This window comes from Bradyrhizobium sp. ARR65 (assembly GCF_000472385.1).
Taxonomy (GTDB): Bacteria; Pseudomonadota; Alphaproteobacteria; order Rhizobiales; family Xanthobacteraceae; genus Bradyrhizobium.
Map to the genome: position 1 here is coordinate 45882 of NZ_AWZU01000030.1, position 15351 is coordinate 61232.

At 62.7% G+C, this 15351-nt stretch carries 14 protein-coding genes; 3 read left to right on the plus strand and 11 right to left on the minus strand.

Annotated elements, in window-relative coordinates; all coding sequences use genetic code 11:
- Positions 1-13: 13 nt before the first annotated feature.
- The 3 genes from hyi to F758_RS0127685 all read right to left on the minus strand — a co-directional run bounded on the left by hyi (position 14) and on the right by F758_RS0127685 (position 3664).
- Positions 14-799 carry a hydroxypyruvate isomerase gene (gene hyi, locus F758_RS0127675; RefSeq protein ID WP_024510936.1) on the minus strand — a complete coding sequence of 262 codons (786 nt, stop codon included), beginning with the start codon at positions 797-799 and terminating at the stop codon, positions 14-16.
- Between the two features lie 45 nt (positions 800-844).
- Complete coding sequence (gene gcl / locus F758_RS0127680; RefSeq protein ID WP_024510937.1) at positions 845-2632, minus strand: glyoxylate carboligase; 1788 nt, start codon at positions 2630-2632, stop codon at positions 845-847.
- A gap of 180 nt (positions 2633-2812) precedes the next feature.
- Positions 2813-3664, minus strand: a complete 852-nt coding sequence (locus F758_RS0127685) for an IclR family transcriptional regulator (RefSeq protein WP_024510938.1) — start codon at positions 3662-3664, stop codon at positions 2813-2815.
- A 237-nt stretch (positions 3665-3901) separates the two neighbouring features.
- Here F758_RS0127685 and F758_RS0127690 point away from each other — a divergent pair, with 237 nt between their 5' ends.
- The 3 genes from F758_RS0127690 (at position 3902) to F758_RS0127700 (ending at position 6206) form a co-directional block, all read left to right on the plus strand.
- A complete protein-coding gene (locus tag F758_RS0127690) occupies positions 3902-4315 on the plus strand; it encodes a CBS domain-containing protein (protein WP_024510939.1) in 414 nt (137 codons plus the stop codon).
- 83 nt (positions 4316-4398) lie between these two features.
- Positions 4399-5418, plus strand: coding sequence for a 2-dehydropantoate 2-reductase (locus F758_RS0127695; protein ID WP_024510940.1), 1020 nt, complete (start codon positions 4399-4401; stop codon positions 5416-5418).
- 5 nt (positions 5419-5423) lie between these two features.
- Positions 5424-6206 carry a fumarylacetoacetate hydrolase family protein gene (locus F758_RS0127700; protein ID WP_024510941.1) on the plus strand — a complete coding sequence of 261 codons (783 nt, stop codon included), beginning with the start codon at positions 5424-5426 and terminating at the stop codon, positions 6204-6206.
- 121 nt (positions 6207-6327) lie between these two features.
- Here F758_RS0127700 and F758_RS0127705 read toward each other — a convergent pair whose 3' ends face one another.
- The 8 genes from F758_RS0127705 to F758_RS0127740 are packed head-to-tail and all read right to left on the minus strand — an operon-like array spanning position 6328 to position 15246.
- Positions 6328-7842 (minus strand): glycerol-3-phosphate dehydrogenase, encoded by a 1515-nt coding sequence (locus F758_RS0127705; protein ID WP_024510942.1) that lies wholly within the window; start codon positions 7840-7842, stop codon positions 6328-6330.
- A complete protein-coding gene (locus tag F758_RS0127710; protein WP_024510943.1) occupies positions 7839-8573 on the minus strand; it encodes a class II aldolase/adducin family protein in 735 nt (244 codons plus the stop codon). The genes F758_RS0127705 and F758_RS0127710 overlap by 4 nt, the downstream gene beginning before the upstream one ends.
- Positions 8574-8592: 19 nt before the next feature.
- Complete coding sequence (locus F758_RS0127715) at positions 8593-9633, minus strand: 2-hydroxyacid dehydrogenase (RefSeq protein WP_024510944.1); 1041 nt, start codon at positions 9631-9633, stop codon at positions 8593-8595.
- The gene (locus F758_RS0127720) at positions 9626-11206 is read right to left on the minus strand and encodes an FGGY-family carbohydrate kinase (protein WP_024510945.1); all 1581 of its coding nucleotides are present in this window, start codon (positions 11204-11206) and stop codon (positions 9626-9628) included. Before F758_RS0127720 ends, F758_RS0127715 begins: the two co-directional genes overlap by 8 nt.
- A 2-nt stretch (positions 11207-11208) precedes the next feature.
- Positions 11209-12318, minus strand: a complete 1110-nt coding sequence (locus F758_RS0127725) for an ABC transporter ATP-binding protein (protein WP_035723281.1) — start codon at positions 12316-12318, stop codon at positions 11209-11211.
- Positions 12319-12339: 21 nt separating this feature from the next.
- Positions 12340-13440, minus strand: coding sequence for an ABC transporter ATP-binding protein (locus F758_RS0127730; protein ID WP_024510947.1), 1101 nt, complete (start codon positions 13438-13440; stop codon positions 12340-12342).
- A 4-nt stretch (positions 13441-13444) separates the two neighbouring features.
- The gene (locus F758_RS0127735) at positions 13445-14302 is read right to left on the minus strand and encodes a carbohydrate ABC transporter permease (protein WP_024510948.1); all 858 of its coding nucleotides are present in this window, start codon (positions 14300-14302) and stop codon (positions 13445-13447) included.
- A gap of 17 nt (positions 14303-14319) precedes the next feature.
- Positions 14320-15246 carry a carbohydrate ABC transporter permease gene (locus tag F758_RS0127740; RefSeq protein WP_024510949.1) on the minus strand — a complete coding sequence of 309 codons (927 nt, stop codon included), beginning with the start codon at positions 15244-15246 and terminating at the stop codon, positions 14320-14322.
- Between the last annotated feature and the right edge of the window lie 105 nt (positions 15247-15351).

The window sequence follows — 15351 nt, forward strand, 5'->3', positions numbered from 1 at the left end:
CTGTGAGCCGATATTAGGTCTCGAACGTATGCGCGGCATGCCAGCCGAGGCTTTCGAGCGTGGTGGTGCGCGGCTTGTATTCGCATCCGATCCAGCCGCGATAACCGATCGCATCGAGATGCCTGAACAGATAGGAGTAGTTGATCTCGCCGGTGCCGGGCTCGTTCCGGCCGGGATTGTCGGCGAGCTGCACATGGGCGATGCGATCGAGATGCTTCTGCAGCGTCCGCGCGAGATCGCCCTCCATGATCTGCATGTGGTAGATATCATATTGGATGAACAGATTGGGCGAGCGCACTTGCGAGATTAGTTGCACCGCCTGCTCCGTTCGGTTCAGGAAGAACCCGGGAATATCGATCGTGTTGATCGGCTCGATCAGGAGCTTGATCCCCTGCCGGGCCAGCGCAGCCGCTGCAAAGCGCAGATTGCCGACCAGCACCTCGTTCAGCAGAGTTGAATCGGCGTCGGGCGGCGCGATTCCGACCAGGCAGTTGAGCTGACGGCAGTCCAGCGCCTTGGCGTATTCGATCGCGCGAGCGACGCCGTCGCGAAATTCCTCGGTCCGATCGGGCAGGATCGCGATGCCGCGCTCGCCGGCGGCCCAGTTGCCTGCAGGCAGATTGTGCAGCACCTGCATCAGACCGTAGCGCGCGAGCTGTTCCGCAAGCAGCGCCTTGTCGTGGTCATAGGGAAACAGATACTCGACAGCGGCGAAGCCGGCGGTCTTGGCGGCCGCAAAGCGGTCGACAAACGGCAGCTCGTTGAAAAGCATGGTCAGGTTGGCGGCAAATTGCGGCACGGTTCCACGTCCTTTCGCGTTCGAATTGCGCTTGAACAGATGGCATCAGGCCGGCAGCAGCGTGCCGGACTTCGGCGCGCTCGGCACGTCGTCGAGCGGAAGATCCAGCACCTCCTCGAACTCGACGATGTTGTCGATCTCGGTACCCATCGCGATGTTGGTGACGCGTTCGAGAATGAATTCGACCACCACGGGCACGCGATGTCTGGTCATCAGCTCGCGCGCGGTTGCAAATGCCGTCTGCGCATCGTTGGGATCGGTGACGCGGATCGCCTTGCAGCCCAAACCCTCGGCCACTGCGACGTGATCGACGCCATAGACGCCGATCTCCGGCGCGTTGATGTTCTCGAACGACAGTTGGACATGGTAGTCCATATCGAAGCCGCGCTGGGCCTGCCGGATCAGCCCGAGGTAGGAATTATTCACGACGACGTGGATATAGGGCAGATTGAACTGCGCCCCGACCGCAAGCTCCTCAATCAGGAACTGGAAATCATAGTCGCCTGACAACGCGACGATCTCGCGATCGGGATCGGCGGCACGCACCCCGAGTGCGGCCGGCAGCGTCCACCCGAGCGGCCCCGCCTGCCCCGCATTGATCCAGTTGCGCGGTCGATAGACGCTCAGGAATTGCGCACCGGCGATCTGCGACAATCCGATCACCGTCACATAACAGGTGTCGCGGCCGAAGGCCTTGGTCATTTCCTCGTACACGCGCTGCGGCTTGATTGGGATATTGTCGAAGTGGCTCTTGCGCAGCATCGAGCGCTTGCGGTCGCGACAGGCGGCAGGCCAAGCCTGACGGTCGCGCAGCCGCCCCGATTTGCGCCACTCCGCGGCAACGCTCGCAAACAATTCCAGTGCGGCTTTTGCATCCGACACAATGCCGAGATCGGGATTGAAGACGCGCCCGATCTGGGTCGGCTCAATATCGACATGGACGAATTTGCGCCCCTTTGTGTAGGTCTCGATCGAGCCGGTGTGCCTGTTGGCCCAGCGATTGCCGATGCCGAGCACAAAATCGGACTCGAGCATGGTGGCGTTGGCATAACGATGGCTGGTCTGCAAGCCGACCATTCCCGCCATGAGCGGGTGATCGTCGGGAATGACGCCCCAGCCCATCAGCGTCGGCACCACGGGAACGTTCACCGTCTCTGCGAAGGCGACCAGAAGATCTGATGCGTCCGCGTTGATCACGCCGCCGCCTGCGACGATCAATGGGCGCTCGGCGGCATTGAGCATCTCGAGCGCCTTCTCGATCTGCCTGCGGGTCGCTGTGGGCTTATAGACCGGCAACGACGAATAGGTCTCGTCGTCGAATTCGATCTCGGCAAGCTGCACATCGAGAGGCAGGTCGATCAGCACGGGCCCCGGCCGTCCCGAGCGCATGAGGTGAAAGGCCTGGCTGAACACGCGCGGCACCAGCGCCGGCTCACGGACCGTGACCGCCCATTTCGTCACCGGCTTTGCGATTGCCTCGATGTCGACGGCCTGGAAGTCTTCCTTGTAGAGCCGCGCCCGCGGCGCCTGTCCGGTGATGCAGAGGATCGGAATCGAATCCGCAATCGCCGAATAGAGACCGGTGATCATGTCGGTACCAGCGGGCCCCGATGTGCCGATGCACACTCCGATATTGCCCGCGTTGGCGCGCGTGTAGCCTTCGGCCATGTGGGAGGCACCCTCGACGTGACGCGCCAGGATGTGGCGGATCGAACCCCGCCGCTTCAGCGCCGAGTAAAGCGGGTTGATCGCGGCCCCGGGGACACCGAACGCGCAAGTGATCCCCTCTCGTTCGAGAATGCGCACCGCTGCATCCACCGCTCGCATTTTCATCTGATGACCCCGCTTCGTTACGAGTTGGCGTGAGCAGGATCATCAAGCCGGGGAGCATCGATCTCAATGCAATCGATTGAATTTTCCGCGCTATGGCAGCGCGTGCGATTTTCCGCGCGTCTTCAAATGATTAGCCACGGCAAAACCTTGGAAATCGCGCCAGATGGGAAGGAGCAAGGTTCACGCCCGTTCCACCCGCGTGCGGCCGCTCCCGCGCAGCTCGGCCGTCAATTCGGCTGCGACCTCGCGCACGATTGCGCCGATTTCCGGCAAGCGCTCATCCGTCAGCCGATCCGCCATACCCGATACCGAGATTGCTGCAAACGGCTCGCCGCAATCATTGAAGACGACCGCAGCCACGCAGCGCAGGCCGAGCCGAGCCTCTTCATCATCCACTGCATAGCCCTGGCGCCGCACGGCCTCCAATTCCTTGAACAACTCACCAGGTCGCACGATCGACTTTTCCGTCAGGCGCGGCATGCCCTGGCGGCGGATGATGGCGTTGACGTCGGCATCGGAATAAGTGGCGAGCACCGCCTTACCGAGTCCCGAAGCGATCATTGCGACGCGTCCACCAACCTTGGTCAGCGAACGCATGATCTCCCGACTCTCAATGCGGGACACGACGATGATGGATTCATCGTCGACAACGGCAAGATTGGCCGTTTCCCTGGTCTGGTCACGCAGCTTGCGCAAATATGGTAGCGCCTGGGCGGCAAAATTCCGGCGGCGCACGAAAGTTGAACCGACCACGAAGCTCTGCGCGCCAATGTGCCATTTGGATTCCTCGCGGTCGAACTGCACGAACCGGCGGTTCTCGAGCGTCGTCAGCAAGCGATGAACAGTCGAGGGCGACAAGCCCGTGCGGATCGCAAGATCGGTGAGCCGATAACCTTCGTCGTCCTCGGCAAGCGTTTCCATGATTTGCAGTGCGCGATCGACGGATTGAACGCCGCCGTCTCGCGCGTCCTGATCCAACTGGGCGCGAATGCCGGGATCGGATGGCTTGCGCCGGACCAGATCTCTTTTCATGACGAGGTGCCTTCTGGATTCGCGGTTCGGATCTCGTTGCACATGCACGGAAAAGCGCGCCAGTTGTGGTATTTGGCATGCCAAAAGGCCACGCTGTCAAGGCCACCGGTCACCCAAATAGGTCAGCAACAGTGCCACTTTTCGTCGGAATCTGCCGCTAGTTTTCGTTTGACTCCTGGAATAATGTATACCACGCTTGTCTCGTGACACTCATTCTCAATCCGGGAGGACGCTGCCATGTACGTTGGAGACATCCTGCGCAACAAAAGCCCGCACGCGGTGGCGATCGGTTCGAACGAGACCGTCGGCATTGCGGCGGGCCTGATGCGCGCCAGCAACGTCGGCGCACTTGTCGTCAGGAATGCTTCGTACGCAGTGGTCGGGATATTCTGCGAGCGCGATATCGTCTCGGCGATCGCCGAGCGCGGCGCGACCGGTCTTGCCATGAAGCTTCGCCAATTCGTCTCGCCGCGGCCGCTGGTGTCCTGCAGTTCGCAGGACACGCTCGCTTATGTCGAGCATCTCATGACCCGCCACCAAATCCGGTACGTCCCCGTCATCGACAATGGGCGACTTGTCGGCGTCGTCAGCCTGCGGGACATCGCCTTTGCCTACGATGAAGCTGCCGCCGGTGCGGTGCAGGCGGCCTAAGAATTCTATTCGGTCATTACTACGCAAATCGGTTCGAGCCGGCGCGGCTCGTGCTGTGTCTTCACTCTGCTCGCGAGGGTTTCATGAGGATCTGCATCTACGGCGCCGGCGCGATCGGCGGTTATCTCGGTGTCGAATTCATGCGCGCTGGCGCCGATGTCAGCCTGGTCGCGCGCGGTGCCCATCTCGCCGCGATGCGGCAGAACGGGTTGAAGCTCCTGATCGGTGGTGAGGAGCGCGTGGTGCATCCGCGCTGCACCGACGATCCTGCCGAACTTGGCGAGCAGGATTTCGTCATCATCTGCCTCAAGGCGCATTCGATCACCGGCGTCATCGAGCGGATGCAGCCCCTGCTCGGCCCGCGGACGCGCATCGTCACGGCCGTCAACGGGATTCCCTATTGGTATTTCTACAAGCATGGGGGTCGGCACGAAGGCTCAACGCTGGAGAGCATCGATCCCGGCGGCCGGCAGTGGCGCGAGCTTGGCCCCGAACGCGCCATCGGCTGCGTGGTCTATCCTGCGACCGAGATCGAAGCGCCCGGCGTGATCCGTCACGTCTATGGCAACAATTTTCCGCTCGGCGAGCCTTCGGGCGAAATCACGCCCGACATCAAGAGGCTTTCCGATCTGTTCACGGCGGCGGGCATGAAGGCGCCGGTCCTCGAACGCATCCGCGACGAGATCTGGCTCAAGCTGTGGGGCAATGTCTGTTTCAACCCGATCAGCGCGCTGACCCACGCGACGCTTGACGTGATATGCACGGATGTCGGCACGCGCGCGCTCTCCAAGGCGATCATGCTGGAGGCCCAGGCAATTGCGGAAAGTCTTGGCGTCAAGTTTCGTGTCGATGTCGAACGCCGCATCGAAGGCGCCCGCAAGGTCGGCGCGCACAAGACATCGATGCTGCAGGATCTCGAGCGCGGACGCCCGGTCGAGATCGATCCGCTCATCACTGTGGTCCAGGAGATGGGTCGGGTGACCGGGATTGCAACGCCCGCGATTGATGCGGTGCTGGCGCTTGTCGCCCAGCGCTGCCGCCTCGCGGGTCTTTACGACGGCGCAGGCGGTCTTAGTGAAGCACGATCACTAGCGGTGGCGTGATCCCGATGGCCGAGATTACACGCTGGGTTCGCTTCCGCCACCAGGCCGAGATCGGCTTGGGACAGCTCACCTCGTCGGGCATCTCCGTGCACGCCGGTGATATGTTCAGCGACGCGCGCCCGACTGGACAGACGCTGGCGCTGCACGATGTCGAGTTGCTCGCCCCGACGCAGCCGACCAAGATCGTCGCGCTCTGGAACAATTTTCACGCTCTGGCGGCCAAGCTGAAATCGCCCGAGCCGCCCGAGCCACTGTATCTGTTGAAAGCACCGACCAGCGTCACTGCACCCGGCGCCGTCATCAGGCGCCCATCGACCTACGAGGGCAAGACGACCTACGAAGGCGAACTCGGTATCGTCATCCGCAGGACCTGCACCGCTGTCGCTCCTGAGGAGGCGGAGGCCTTCATCTTCGGCTACACCTGCACCAACGACATCACTGCAGCCGATATCCTCAATCGCGATCCGACCTTCGCCCAATGGGCACGGGCCAAAGGCTTCGATGGATATGGTCCCTTTGGCCCCGTGATTGCCTCGGGCCTCGATCCCGCAAGTCTGGTGGTACGCACCATCCTCAACGGTGTGGAGCGCCAGAATTACCCGATCGCAGATATGATTTTCAGCGCGCAAGAACTGGTCAGCAAGATCTCGCACGACATGACGCTCCTGCCGGGCGACCTCATCTGTTGCGGAACATCGATCGGCGTCGGCGTGATGAAGGAAGCCATCAATACAGTCACCGTCGCGATCGATGGCATTGGCGAGCTGACCAACGAATTTCGCCTGTAAGCGGTGGGCGGCAAATCAAGCGAAATTAACAGCAAATCGAACAAGAAGCCTCTGCTTTGGAAGGACGTCGCCGCATCGGCTGTCAGCATAACTCACCTGATTAGATTCATGGGCCTGCTCCTCACTTTCCGAGCTCGGCCTCAAAGGCGGTCCGTTGAGCTGGCGTCAGACGAAGGCCATGCTTCGTTCGTCGATCGAGAAAATCAGCAGCCCGCGTTGCCCATTCCGTTTGCCGGAGATAGGCGGCTTCACGCTCATAGAAATTTCCTCCGAAGTGACGCCCGAGATCCGCACAGCTACGGGCCGGCCCCAGAAGCTCGCGTGCGCGCGTACCGTATAGTCGCGCATAGTGCAGTACCACTGACCACGGAAGGCCGGGATAGTCGCGCGCCAGATCCGCGGCAAAATCCGCGAACGTTCCGGAAATGTCGCCGCCGGGAAGCGGCTTTTTGGCCGTCCATGCTGACGGCAGGTTCGGAAACCATGCCGCCAGACGCTGCAGGGCATGTTCCGCCAGTTTGCGATAGGTCGTGATCTTGCCACCGAAGATCGACAGCAGCGGCGGAGTCCCGGGGACGCCATCGACCTCGAAAACATAATCTCTGGTCACCGCGGACGGATTCTTCGCATTGTCGTCGTAAAGTGGGCGAATGCCCGAAAACGCATGGACAATGTCGCGCATATCGGGAGCATTGCGAAAGTAGCGCCGCAGCACCCGCAGGAGATACGCGACCTCGGCCTCGTCGACCGCCACGTCCTCGGGAGTCCCATTATAGGGAATATCCGTGGTGCCGATCAGGGCGAAATCATCTTCGTATGGATTGACGAAAATGACGCGCCGGTCATCATTCTGCAGCAGGTAGGCATGCGCACCGCTCCAGAATTTCGGCACCACGAGGTGACTGCCTTTCACCAGCCGGATGCTGTGGGTCGAATTCACGCCCGCCACGCCCTGAACGACCTCCTGAACCCAGGGCCCCGCCGCGTTGACCAAAGCGCGCGCGGAGACGACCTCTGCGTTGCCCTGCTCGTCTTGCATCTCGAGCCGCCAAAGGCCTTCTGCCCTGTATGCGCGGACCGCGCGGGTTCGCGGCAGCACGCGAGCGCCGTTCTGCGCCGCATCGAGTAGATTGAGGATGACGAGCCGCGCATCGTCGACCCAGCAATCCGAATATTCGAAGCCGCGACGGAACTCCGGCCGCAGTGCCTTGCCTTCGGGCGCATCCGCAAGATCGAGGCTCCGGCTCGCCTGTAGCTGCTTGCGGCCGCCGAGATGATCATAAAGGAACAGGCCGGCCCGGATCAGCCACGCGGGACGCTGCTCCGGCGAATGCGGCAGCACGAAACGCAGCGGCCAAATGATGTGAGGCGCGGAGGCGAGCAGGACCTCCCGCTCGATCAACGCCTCGCGAACCAGACGAAATTCGTAGTATTCGAGATAGCGCAAGCCGCCGTGCACGAGCTTGCCCGAACGCGACGACGTCCCTTCGGCAAAATCATCCTTCTCGCAGAGCAGGACCTTGAGGCCACGCCCCGCGGCATCGCGCGCGATGCCGGCACCATTAATTCCGCCGCCGATCACGGCGATGTCGACCAGACCATGGTCCCTTCCGGCGACCGGCGCAGTCCCCGTCATCGTTTGCCGCTAACTCTCTTCTCAGTCGGCTGCGGCGCCGCCTTCGCCGTTGCAGGCGCGTTTGACACAGGCCTCGACTGCGCGGTCTGGAGACCGTAGGTCGCAAATCCCTTGGCCGTGTCGGCAATCTCTTCACCGCTGAGGATGACGGGCCCGAGCGCAAGAGAGAGGTAATACTGGCGCGCGATCGTCTCCAGCTCGACGGCGAGCCACATCGCTTTATCCAGATTGGCGCCGACTGCGATCATGCCGTGGTTGGCCAGCAGACAGCCGTTGCGGCCCTCGAGCGCCGCGAGTGCGAACTCGGACAATTCCTTGGTGCCGTAGCGCGCGTAGCCGGCGCAGCGAATGTCGTTGCCGCCGAAAGCCGCCATCATGTAGTGGCAGGCCGGGATCGACTTGCGCGCGATTGCCAGCACGGTCGCATAGGTGGAATGGGTGTGGACGACGCTTCCCACATCCGGGCGCGCTCGCATGATGTCGAGGTGGAATCGCCATTCGGTCGACGGCTGCAACGGCCCCGTCCACTCGCCATAAGCGCCCTCAAGCGGCATTGACGCAATCATCTCCGGCTTCATCGCATCGTACGGCGTGGCCGAGGGCGTAATCAGCATCCTGTCTTCATAGCGCGCGGAGATATTGCCAGATGTCCCCTGGTTGAGACCGGAGGCGTTCATCCATCGACACTTGGCGATGATCGCCTCACGCAATTCTCGTTCCTCGCGGGTCATGTCCTGCAACCTTTCATGTTCAGCACGGATTGAGCGGCGGTTCGCCAGCCAGAAAGCGGCGAACCTCCTCGGCCGCCTGCTCGGCGGCAACAGTGACGGTGCGCACGGAGGCGCCGGCGATGTGCGGCGTCAGCGTGACGTTGGGCAGCCGCAACAGCGGCCAATCGGGGGGCACAGGTTCGACGGCGAAGGTGTCGAGCATCGCCCCGCCGAGTTGTCTGGAGGCAAGCGCGTCGTACAGCGCCTCGTAATCGACCAGTGGACCGCGCGCAGTGTTGATGAGGAATGCGCCCCTCTTCACGCGGCCTAGAGCCTCGCGGCCGATGAATCCGGTGGTCTCGGCTGTGACCCGCGCATGCAGGCTGATCACGTCGGCGCGTGCCAGAAGCTCGTGCAATCCCACGTGCTCGACGCTGTCGTTGCGGTCCTGGGCGCTCAGCTGGACGTAGGGATCGGCCACCAGCAGCTTGCAGCCGAACACTTTCAGGAGCTTGACGACGCGGCTGCCGATGGCGCCGTAGCCGACGACCCCGACAGTCATCTCGTTGAGCTCTCGCCCGGTCCGATCGGCGCGATAGAGATCGCCGCGCCACTCGCCTGCCCGCAGCGCTTCATGGCCGCTGCGAATAAGGCGGGTCTCGGCAAGAATGGCGCCGACGGTGAACTCCGCCACGGCGCTCGCGTTGCGGCCGGGGGTGTTGACGACCAGGATGTTGTGATCGCGTGCGGCCTGCAAATCGATATTGACAGGGCCGCCGCGCGACACAGCAATGAATTTGAGTTTGGGCAGCCGTTCAAGCATCGACCGCGAGATCGGCGCCAGATGCGTAACAAGCAGCGCGGCATCGCCGATGAAGCCCGCGACCTCTTCCGGATCCCCCATGAACTCCTTCAACCCGTGGAGGGAGGAACCAGCATAGCCATGCTCCATTGGCTGGTCCGGCCAAGGCTGCTCCAGCGTGCGGATGTCGACGCCGTTGCCGCACGCGGACGCGATCCGCTCGGCAAACACCGACGGCAGCATGAAGCGGTCGCCGACAATGGCGATGGACCTAGACATGTGCACCTCCCGCCCGCAACGCGGCGAGCTGCTTCCAGACCGGCCGCGACGCCAATCTCGCCTCGAGATAGGCCGGGAACAGCCGGTCGTAACGCGCGGCCAATCCCCCATCCGGCTGCTGCGCCTCCTTGAGATGTGGCCGTACCCAATCCTCCGCGCAGCTCGTCATATCCGGATAGCTGCCGGTTGCGACAGCGGCGATCATCGCCGCGCCTGCCGCACCCGCCTCAGCGCGGCTGCAGACGCGAATGTTGCAATCAAGCGCGGCGGCGAGGATCGTGCAAAGCGCGCGGCTGCGCGCGGCGCCACCGGTGATCCGCACATCGCAGGGCAGACCGCCCATTGCGGCGTAACAATCGCGTGCGGCAAACGCGAGCCCTTCCATCACGGCGCGCATCAGGTCCCAATAACGGTGGTGCGAGCGCAGGCCGAAAAACTGCGCGCAGGCTTCGTGAGCGACGAACGGGCCACGTTCGCCAGCATCGGAGATGAATGGGTGAAACAGCACCTCGCCCGGCTTCACCTGAAGCACGTGTTCGTCGATGCGGTGGATGAGATCGGCGCGCGAGCGCGTGACGCCTTCAGCAGCGAGCACATCAAGCGCAAGATCCAATAGCCAATCGATGTTCAGTGTTGCCGCCATGTTGGATTGCATTTGGGCATAATGTCCGGGTACCGGGAATGGCATGGTGTAGCCGGTCGCCTCGGCGTTCAGCGTCACGGCACCTGCGTCGGGGACGAGGCGCATGTGCATGCCAGTCGAGCCGATGATGGTGCAGCCGACATCAGGCGCGGGATCATAGAGGCCGGCACCGAGCGCGTTACAGATCACGTCGACATAGCCGAGCGACACCGGAATGCCCTCGGGCAAACCGGCCTCCAGCGCCGCAGCCCGGCTGAGCGGATGGGTTACCGATACCCCGTCGACCACTTCCGGAAAAAGGCCGACGAGATCGGAGATGCCCAGCAACCGCGCCGTCTCGACATCAAAGCGGCGCTTGCGGAAATCTCCGCACGTGAACGTCGCCTCCGACGGGTCGGTCGCCCGCTGTCCCGTCAGCAGAAAATAGAGCCAATCCTTGCAGTGGAACGCGGTGGCGGCGCGCGCGAGGACTTCCGGCGCATGCGCCTGCATCCAGGCCAGTTGCGGTCCCTGCTGGCAGGCGTTGAGCCCAGAACCCGTTCGCTGGTACAGAGCCGCATTGCGCTCGCTGTGCCGTATCTCCTCGACCAGAACCGCTGCGCGCGAATCCAGCCACAGCAGCGCCGGCCCAACCGGCCGCCCCTCCTCGTCGATCAACCAGGTGCCGTCCCCCTGTCCGGTAACAGCGATCGCTGCTATCCGCGACGCAAGCTCGGGTACCGCGCCGGCCAATCCACGTAGCGCCGCGACTGCATCGCGCCAGGTCCGCGCCATGTCCTGCTCGACCCGACCGCCAGCGGAGGCATTGTAGCTGTTCGGCAACGAGAGATTGCCAAGCTGCCGACCGGCGCGCGTAAACGCTACGGTCTTGATCAACGAGGTGCCGGCATCGATACCGACGATCACATCGCGACGCTGCGCAGCTGCCATAGTCAGGAGACCTCCGCGTGGCGAATGCAGGTGCCATCGGCTCCAAAAATGTGGATGTGACGCGGATCAAGCCCGAACTGGATGTTGTCTCCGGGCCGCGCTGCGACCCGGCTCGGTGTCACCGCGATCAAGAGCTTGCCGCCACATTCGACCGCGACATGCGACTGGTCGCCGAGCCACTGATTGGAAAGGATGCGCACGCGCACCTCTCCGGTCCCGACAGCAATCTTCTGCGGCCGGATGCCGATCCGCACGCTCGCGGTCTCCTCAAGCGTCTTCTGCACCACACGGTCGAGCGCGTCGCCTCGAATTTCGAAGGCCACCTCGCGGCTCATCGACAGACGGAAGCCGCCGTCGCAGCGGCTCACATCCGTTTCCAGCAAATTCATCGGCGGCTCGCCGATAAAGCTCGCGACAAACAGATTCGCAGGCTGGTTCTTCAGCTCGCGCTCGCTTGCGAATTGCTGCAATACGCCATCCTCCATGACCGCGATGCGATCGGCAAGCGCACTCGCCTCAGTCTGATCATGGGTGACGAAGATCGCCGTCATACCGCGCTCGGCGAGCAAATTCTTGATCCGTCCCCGCAGCACGGCGCGAAGCTGCGGTTCGAGCTGTCCCATCGGTTCGTCGAGCAAATAGAGGTCGGCATCGCGCACGAGCGCGCGGGCGAGCGACACGCGCTGCTGCTGCCCTCCGGAAATCGCGCGCGGAAAGCTCTCCAGGATGCCCTCGATCTCGACCAGCCGCGCCACCGCCTCCACCCGTCGCGACATCTCGCTACGCGCGATCTGTTGCGACTTCAGCGCGAAAGCGATGTTTTCCCGCACCGTTAGCGGCGGATACAGCGAATAGCCCTCGAAAGCCATCGCAACCTTCCGCCGGGCCGGCGCCAGATGATCGATGCGCCGCCCCTGCAATGCGATCGTGCCCGAAGTAACGCTTTCGAATCCCGCGATCATACGCAAGGTCGAGGTTTTTCCGCATCCCGACGAGCCCAAGAGAGCGACAATCTCACCCTTGCCGACTTCCATGTCGAGCGAGCGAACGGCATGAACCGGCGGCTTGCCGCGGCTGCGGTAGGTCTTGTCGATGTGTCGAAGCTCCAGCATGCCCATGACCTTCCGCTCCCCTCAAGCAGCCTGCCGATGATGCGGCAGGCCGACGCGAAGACCGGTTGCCCGATCGAACAGCAATGCCGCCTCCGGCAGAAAGCGGACAAAGACGGCGTCGTCTGCAGCCCCATGCGGCGCATCGGGCGGCAGCGCTACGAACCATTCCGTCCCATCCGCAAGCCGGAGCAGCAACACCGACTTTTCGTGCATCGGCGTGATCGCGAGAATGCGCGCCGGAATGGCATCCTCGCTCGCCGTGCGCGAGAGGGCCAGATCCTCCGGCCGCACGCCCAGCCAGCATGGCCGATCCGTGGCCGTGCCCCCGTTCGCGCCCAGCCGCACCTTTGCGCCGGCAACCGCGGCGACCAGGGCCCCGTGCTCGTTACATGGCGTGACCTCGGCAAGATTGATGCTGGGATCCCCGAACAGGCGCGCCACCGCGACCGAGGCCGGCCGGGAATAGATCTCCTCAGGCGCAGCAATTTGCTCCACGTGACCGTCCATGAGCACGGCGATACGATCGGCGATCGCCATCGCCTCGCGATAGTCCTGCGTGACATAGAGGACTGAGGCCGCGCCCCGCCGCAAGAGGTTTGGCAGCTCGAGTCGCATTTCGTAGCGCAGCTTGGCGTCAACGTTGCGCAGCGGATCATCCAGCAGAAGCACCTCCGGATTGCCGATCAGTGCGCGCGCAAGCGCGGTGCGCTGCTTCTGTCCGTTCGACAGCTCGCGCGGCAGATGCCCAAGCACATGCTCAATCTTCAGCAGCCGGCTGATCGCATCGATCCGCGTGGCAGCCTCCTTAGCCGTCTTCGCCCGCAAGCCGCTTGCAATGTTGTCGCGCGCGCTCATGTGCGGAAACAGCGCAAAGTTCTGGAATGCCATGCCGACCCCACGCCGCTCGGGTGCAGCGCCGACGATCGAGCGGCCACCGACAAGGATGTCGCCCTCGTCCGGCTCGAACATGCCGGCAATCATGCGAAGCAGCACTGTCTTGCCGCCACCTGACGGACCGAATACCGCGACGATCTCGCCGGGCTCAACGGTGAGCGACACGCCGTCGGCAGAGCTTGCGCCGCCAAACGTTTTGCGAACCTGCTTGAGTTCCAGTCGCGCCATGATGTCAGCCCTTCACCGCGCCGAGCGACAGGCCTTCGACCAGATAGCGCTGCGCATAGAGCGCGAGCAGCAAGGTCGGCATGACAGACAGCACGATCGCCGCGGCGATCTGGCCGTATTGGATGCCGGACGCCGTCACGAAAGCAAGCGCACCCACCGTCACCGGCTGCTTGTCCGCAGAGGCAAGGATCAGGGCGAAGACGAAATTGTTCCAACAGAAGATGAAGGACAACAGTGCTGCGGCAGCAATGCCGGGGCCGGCCAGCGGCACTGCGATATGCGTGAACGCTTCGCGCCAGGAATGCCCTGCGAGCCGGTAGGCGTGCTCGATGTCAGGGCTGATATCTTCAAAATAGCCGCGGACGATCCACAGGATCAGCGGCAGCGCGATCAGCTGATAGACCCAGACGATCCCGACATACGTGTCGTTCAAACCGAGCTCCTGGTAATAGAGCGAAAGCGGCAACAGCACGAGCAACGGCGGCGCAAAGCGGAACGACAGCAGCGTGAACGCGATGGTCTCGCCCAATTTGAATTTGTAGCGGGCAAACGCATAGGCCGCCGGCACGCCGAGCACCAGCGCCAGCACCACCGCCAGGCTGGAGAGCACAAAGCTGTTCCACAGATTGTGCATAAAGGAGATCTCGAGATTGCCCGCCGCGGTCCGCAGCTGGCCCGAGATCAGCGCCTCGTAATTGGCAAGCGTCGGCTCGAACAAGATGCGGGGCGGAATCCGCAGGATCTGCTCGTTGGTCTGAAAGGACATCAACAAGATCCAGACGATCGGAAACATGAAAAATACGAGGATGAGCGCCAGCGCGACGCCCCGGAAGATACGGCCTGCAAGACTGCCATGGTCCATCGTCGCATTCCTCGACGTCATGCCTGGCGGTGGGCGCGCGCACGCAGCCGCAACCAGTGTTTGATGAAGATGTTGGACAGGATGTTCGTGATGAGCCAAAGGATCATCAACAATGCGGCCGAACGGCCGACGTTGGTGTATTGGAAGAACTCCAGATAGGACTGCACCTGAAACACCATCAAGCGGTCCCCGGGGCCGCCTTGCGTCATGGCGTAGATGATGTCGAACTGCTGGATCGAGTCGAGCAGGCGGAACAACGAGGCCGTGATGATGTACGGGGCCAGCATCGGCAGAGTGATCCGGAAGAACACGAAGCTCGCAGGCACGCCATCGAGCGCGGCCGCCTCGAACGGCTGGCGCGGCAATGACCGCAGTCCTGCCAGCAGCAGGATCATGATGAACGGTGTGTAGACCCAGATGTCGACCAGCACGACCGTAAACAGCGCGGTCGAGGGATCCGACGCCCATTTGAAATCGGTGATACCGAACAGGCCGACCAGATAGGACAGGATGCCGAATCCCGGATTGGTCATGAGCTTCCACATCAAGGCAGCAATTGCCGGCGCGGTCATCAGCGGCAGCAGCAGTATGATGGAAACGGCATTGTGGAAGCGGGTCGGCCGTCGCAGCAGAAGTGCGATGGCAAGCCCGAGCAAAAGTTCGAGTGCAACGGTGAGCGCGGTATAGACGAGCGAGATGCGAAGCGTATTCCAGAAGGCGGGGTCGGACAGAAAATCGATGTAATTGTCGAGGCCGACGAAGCCCCGCAAATACGGCAGGTTCAGCCGGTAGCGCTGCAGCGAGTAGACCGCGGCGGTCACGAACGGGACCAGAATCGCCACGCAGACCAGCAAGGCGGGCAGGCTCAGCACATAGGGCAGAATACGGCCCCGCGGCTTCGCGGTGCGTCCGGTCAATACGTTCGTCTGAAGAAGCTGGAGCATGCTCATGGTAACAACCGATCGAAGCTTAGCTGTCGCGACGCCGGCCCGGACGCTGCTGTTATCCGGGCCGACGGCCTGTCATGGTGCGGAGGAACCCGCACCACG

What these genes read in the sequence shown, in the direction of transcription:
- gcl (WP_024510937.1), bottom strand. Translation starts at nt 2,632, where the DNA reads ATGAAAATGCGAGCGGTGGATGCAGCGGTGCGCATTCTCGAACGAGAG.
- F758_RS0127685 (WP_024510938.1), bottom strand. Translation starts at nt 3,664, where the DNA reads ATGAAAAGAGATCTGGTCCGGCGCAAGCCATCCGATCCCGGCATTCGC.
- F758_RS0127690 (WP_024510939.1), top strand. Translation starts at nt 3,902, where the DNA reads ATGTACGTTGGAGACATCCTGCGCAACAAAAGCCCGCACGCGGTGGCG.
- F758_RS0127695 (WP_024510940.1), top strand. Translation starts at nt 4,399, where the DNA reads ATGAGGATCTGCATCTACGGCGCCGGCGCGATCGGCGGTTATCTCGGT.
- F758_RS0127700 (WP_024510941.1), top strand. Translation starts at nt 5,424, where the DNA reads ATGGCCGAGATTACACGCTGGGTTCGCTTCCGCCACCAGGCCGAGATC.
- F758_RS0127705 (WP_024510942.1), bottom strand. Translation starts at nt 7,842, where the DNA reads ATGACGGGGACTGCGCCGGTCGCCGGAAGGGACCATGGTCTGGTCGAC.
- F758_RS0127710 (WP_024510943.1), bottom strand. Translation starts at nt 8,573, where the DNA reads ATGACCCGCGAGGAACGAGAATTGCGTGAGGCGATCATCGCCAAGTGT.
- F758_RS0127715 (WP_024510944.1), bottom strand. Translation starts at nt 9,633, where the DNA reads ATGTCTAGGTCCATCGCCATTGTCGGCGACCGCTTCATGCTGCCGTCG.
- F758_RS0127720 (WP_024510945.1), bottom strand. Translation starts at nt 11,206, where the DNA reads ATGGCAGCTGCGCAGCGTCGCGATGTGATCGTCGGTATCGATGCCGGC.
- F758_RS0127725 (WP_035723281.1), bottom strand. Translation starts at nt 12,318, where the DNA reads ATGCTGGAGCTTCGACACATCGACAAGACCTACCGCAGCCGCGGCAAG.
- F758_RS0127730 (WP_024510947.1), bottom strand. Translation starts at nt 13,440, where the DNA reads ATGGCGCGACTGGAACTCAAGCAGGTTCGCAAAACGTTTGGCGGCGCA.
- F758_RS0127735 (WP_024510948.1), bottom strand. Translation starts at nt 14,302, where the DNA reads ATGGACCATGGCAGTCTTGCAGGCCGTATCTTCCGGGGCGTCGCGCTG.
- F758_RS0127740 (WP_024510949.1), bottom strand. Translation starts at nt 15,246, where the DNA reads ATGCTCCAGCTTCTTCAGACGAACGTATTGACCGGACGCACCGCGAAG.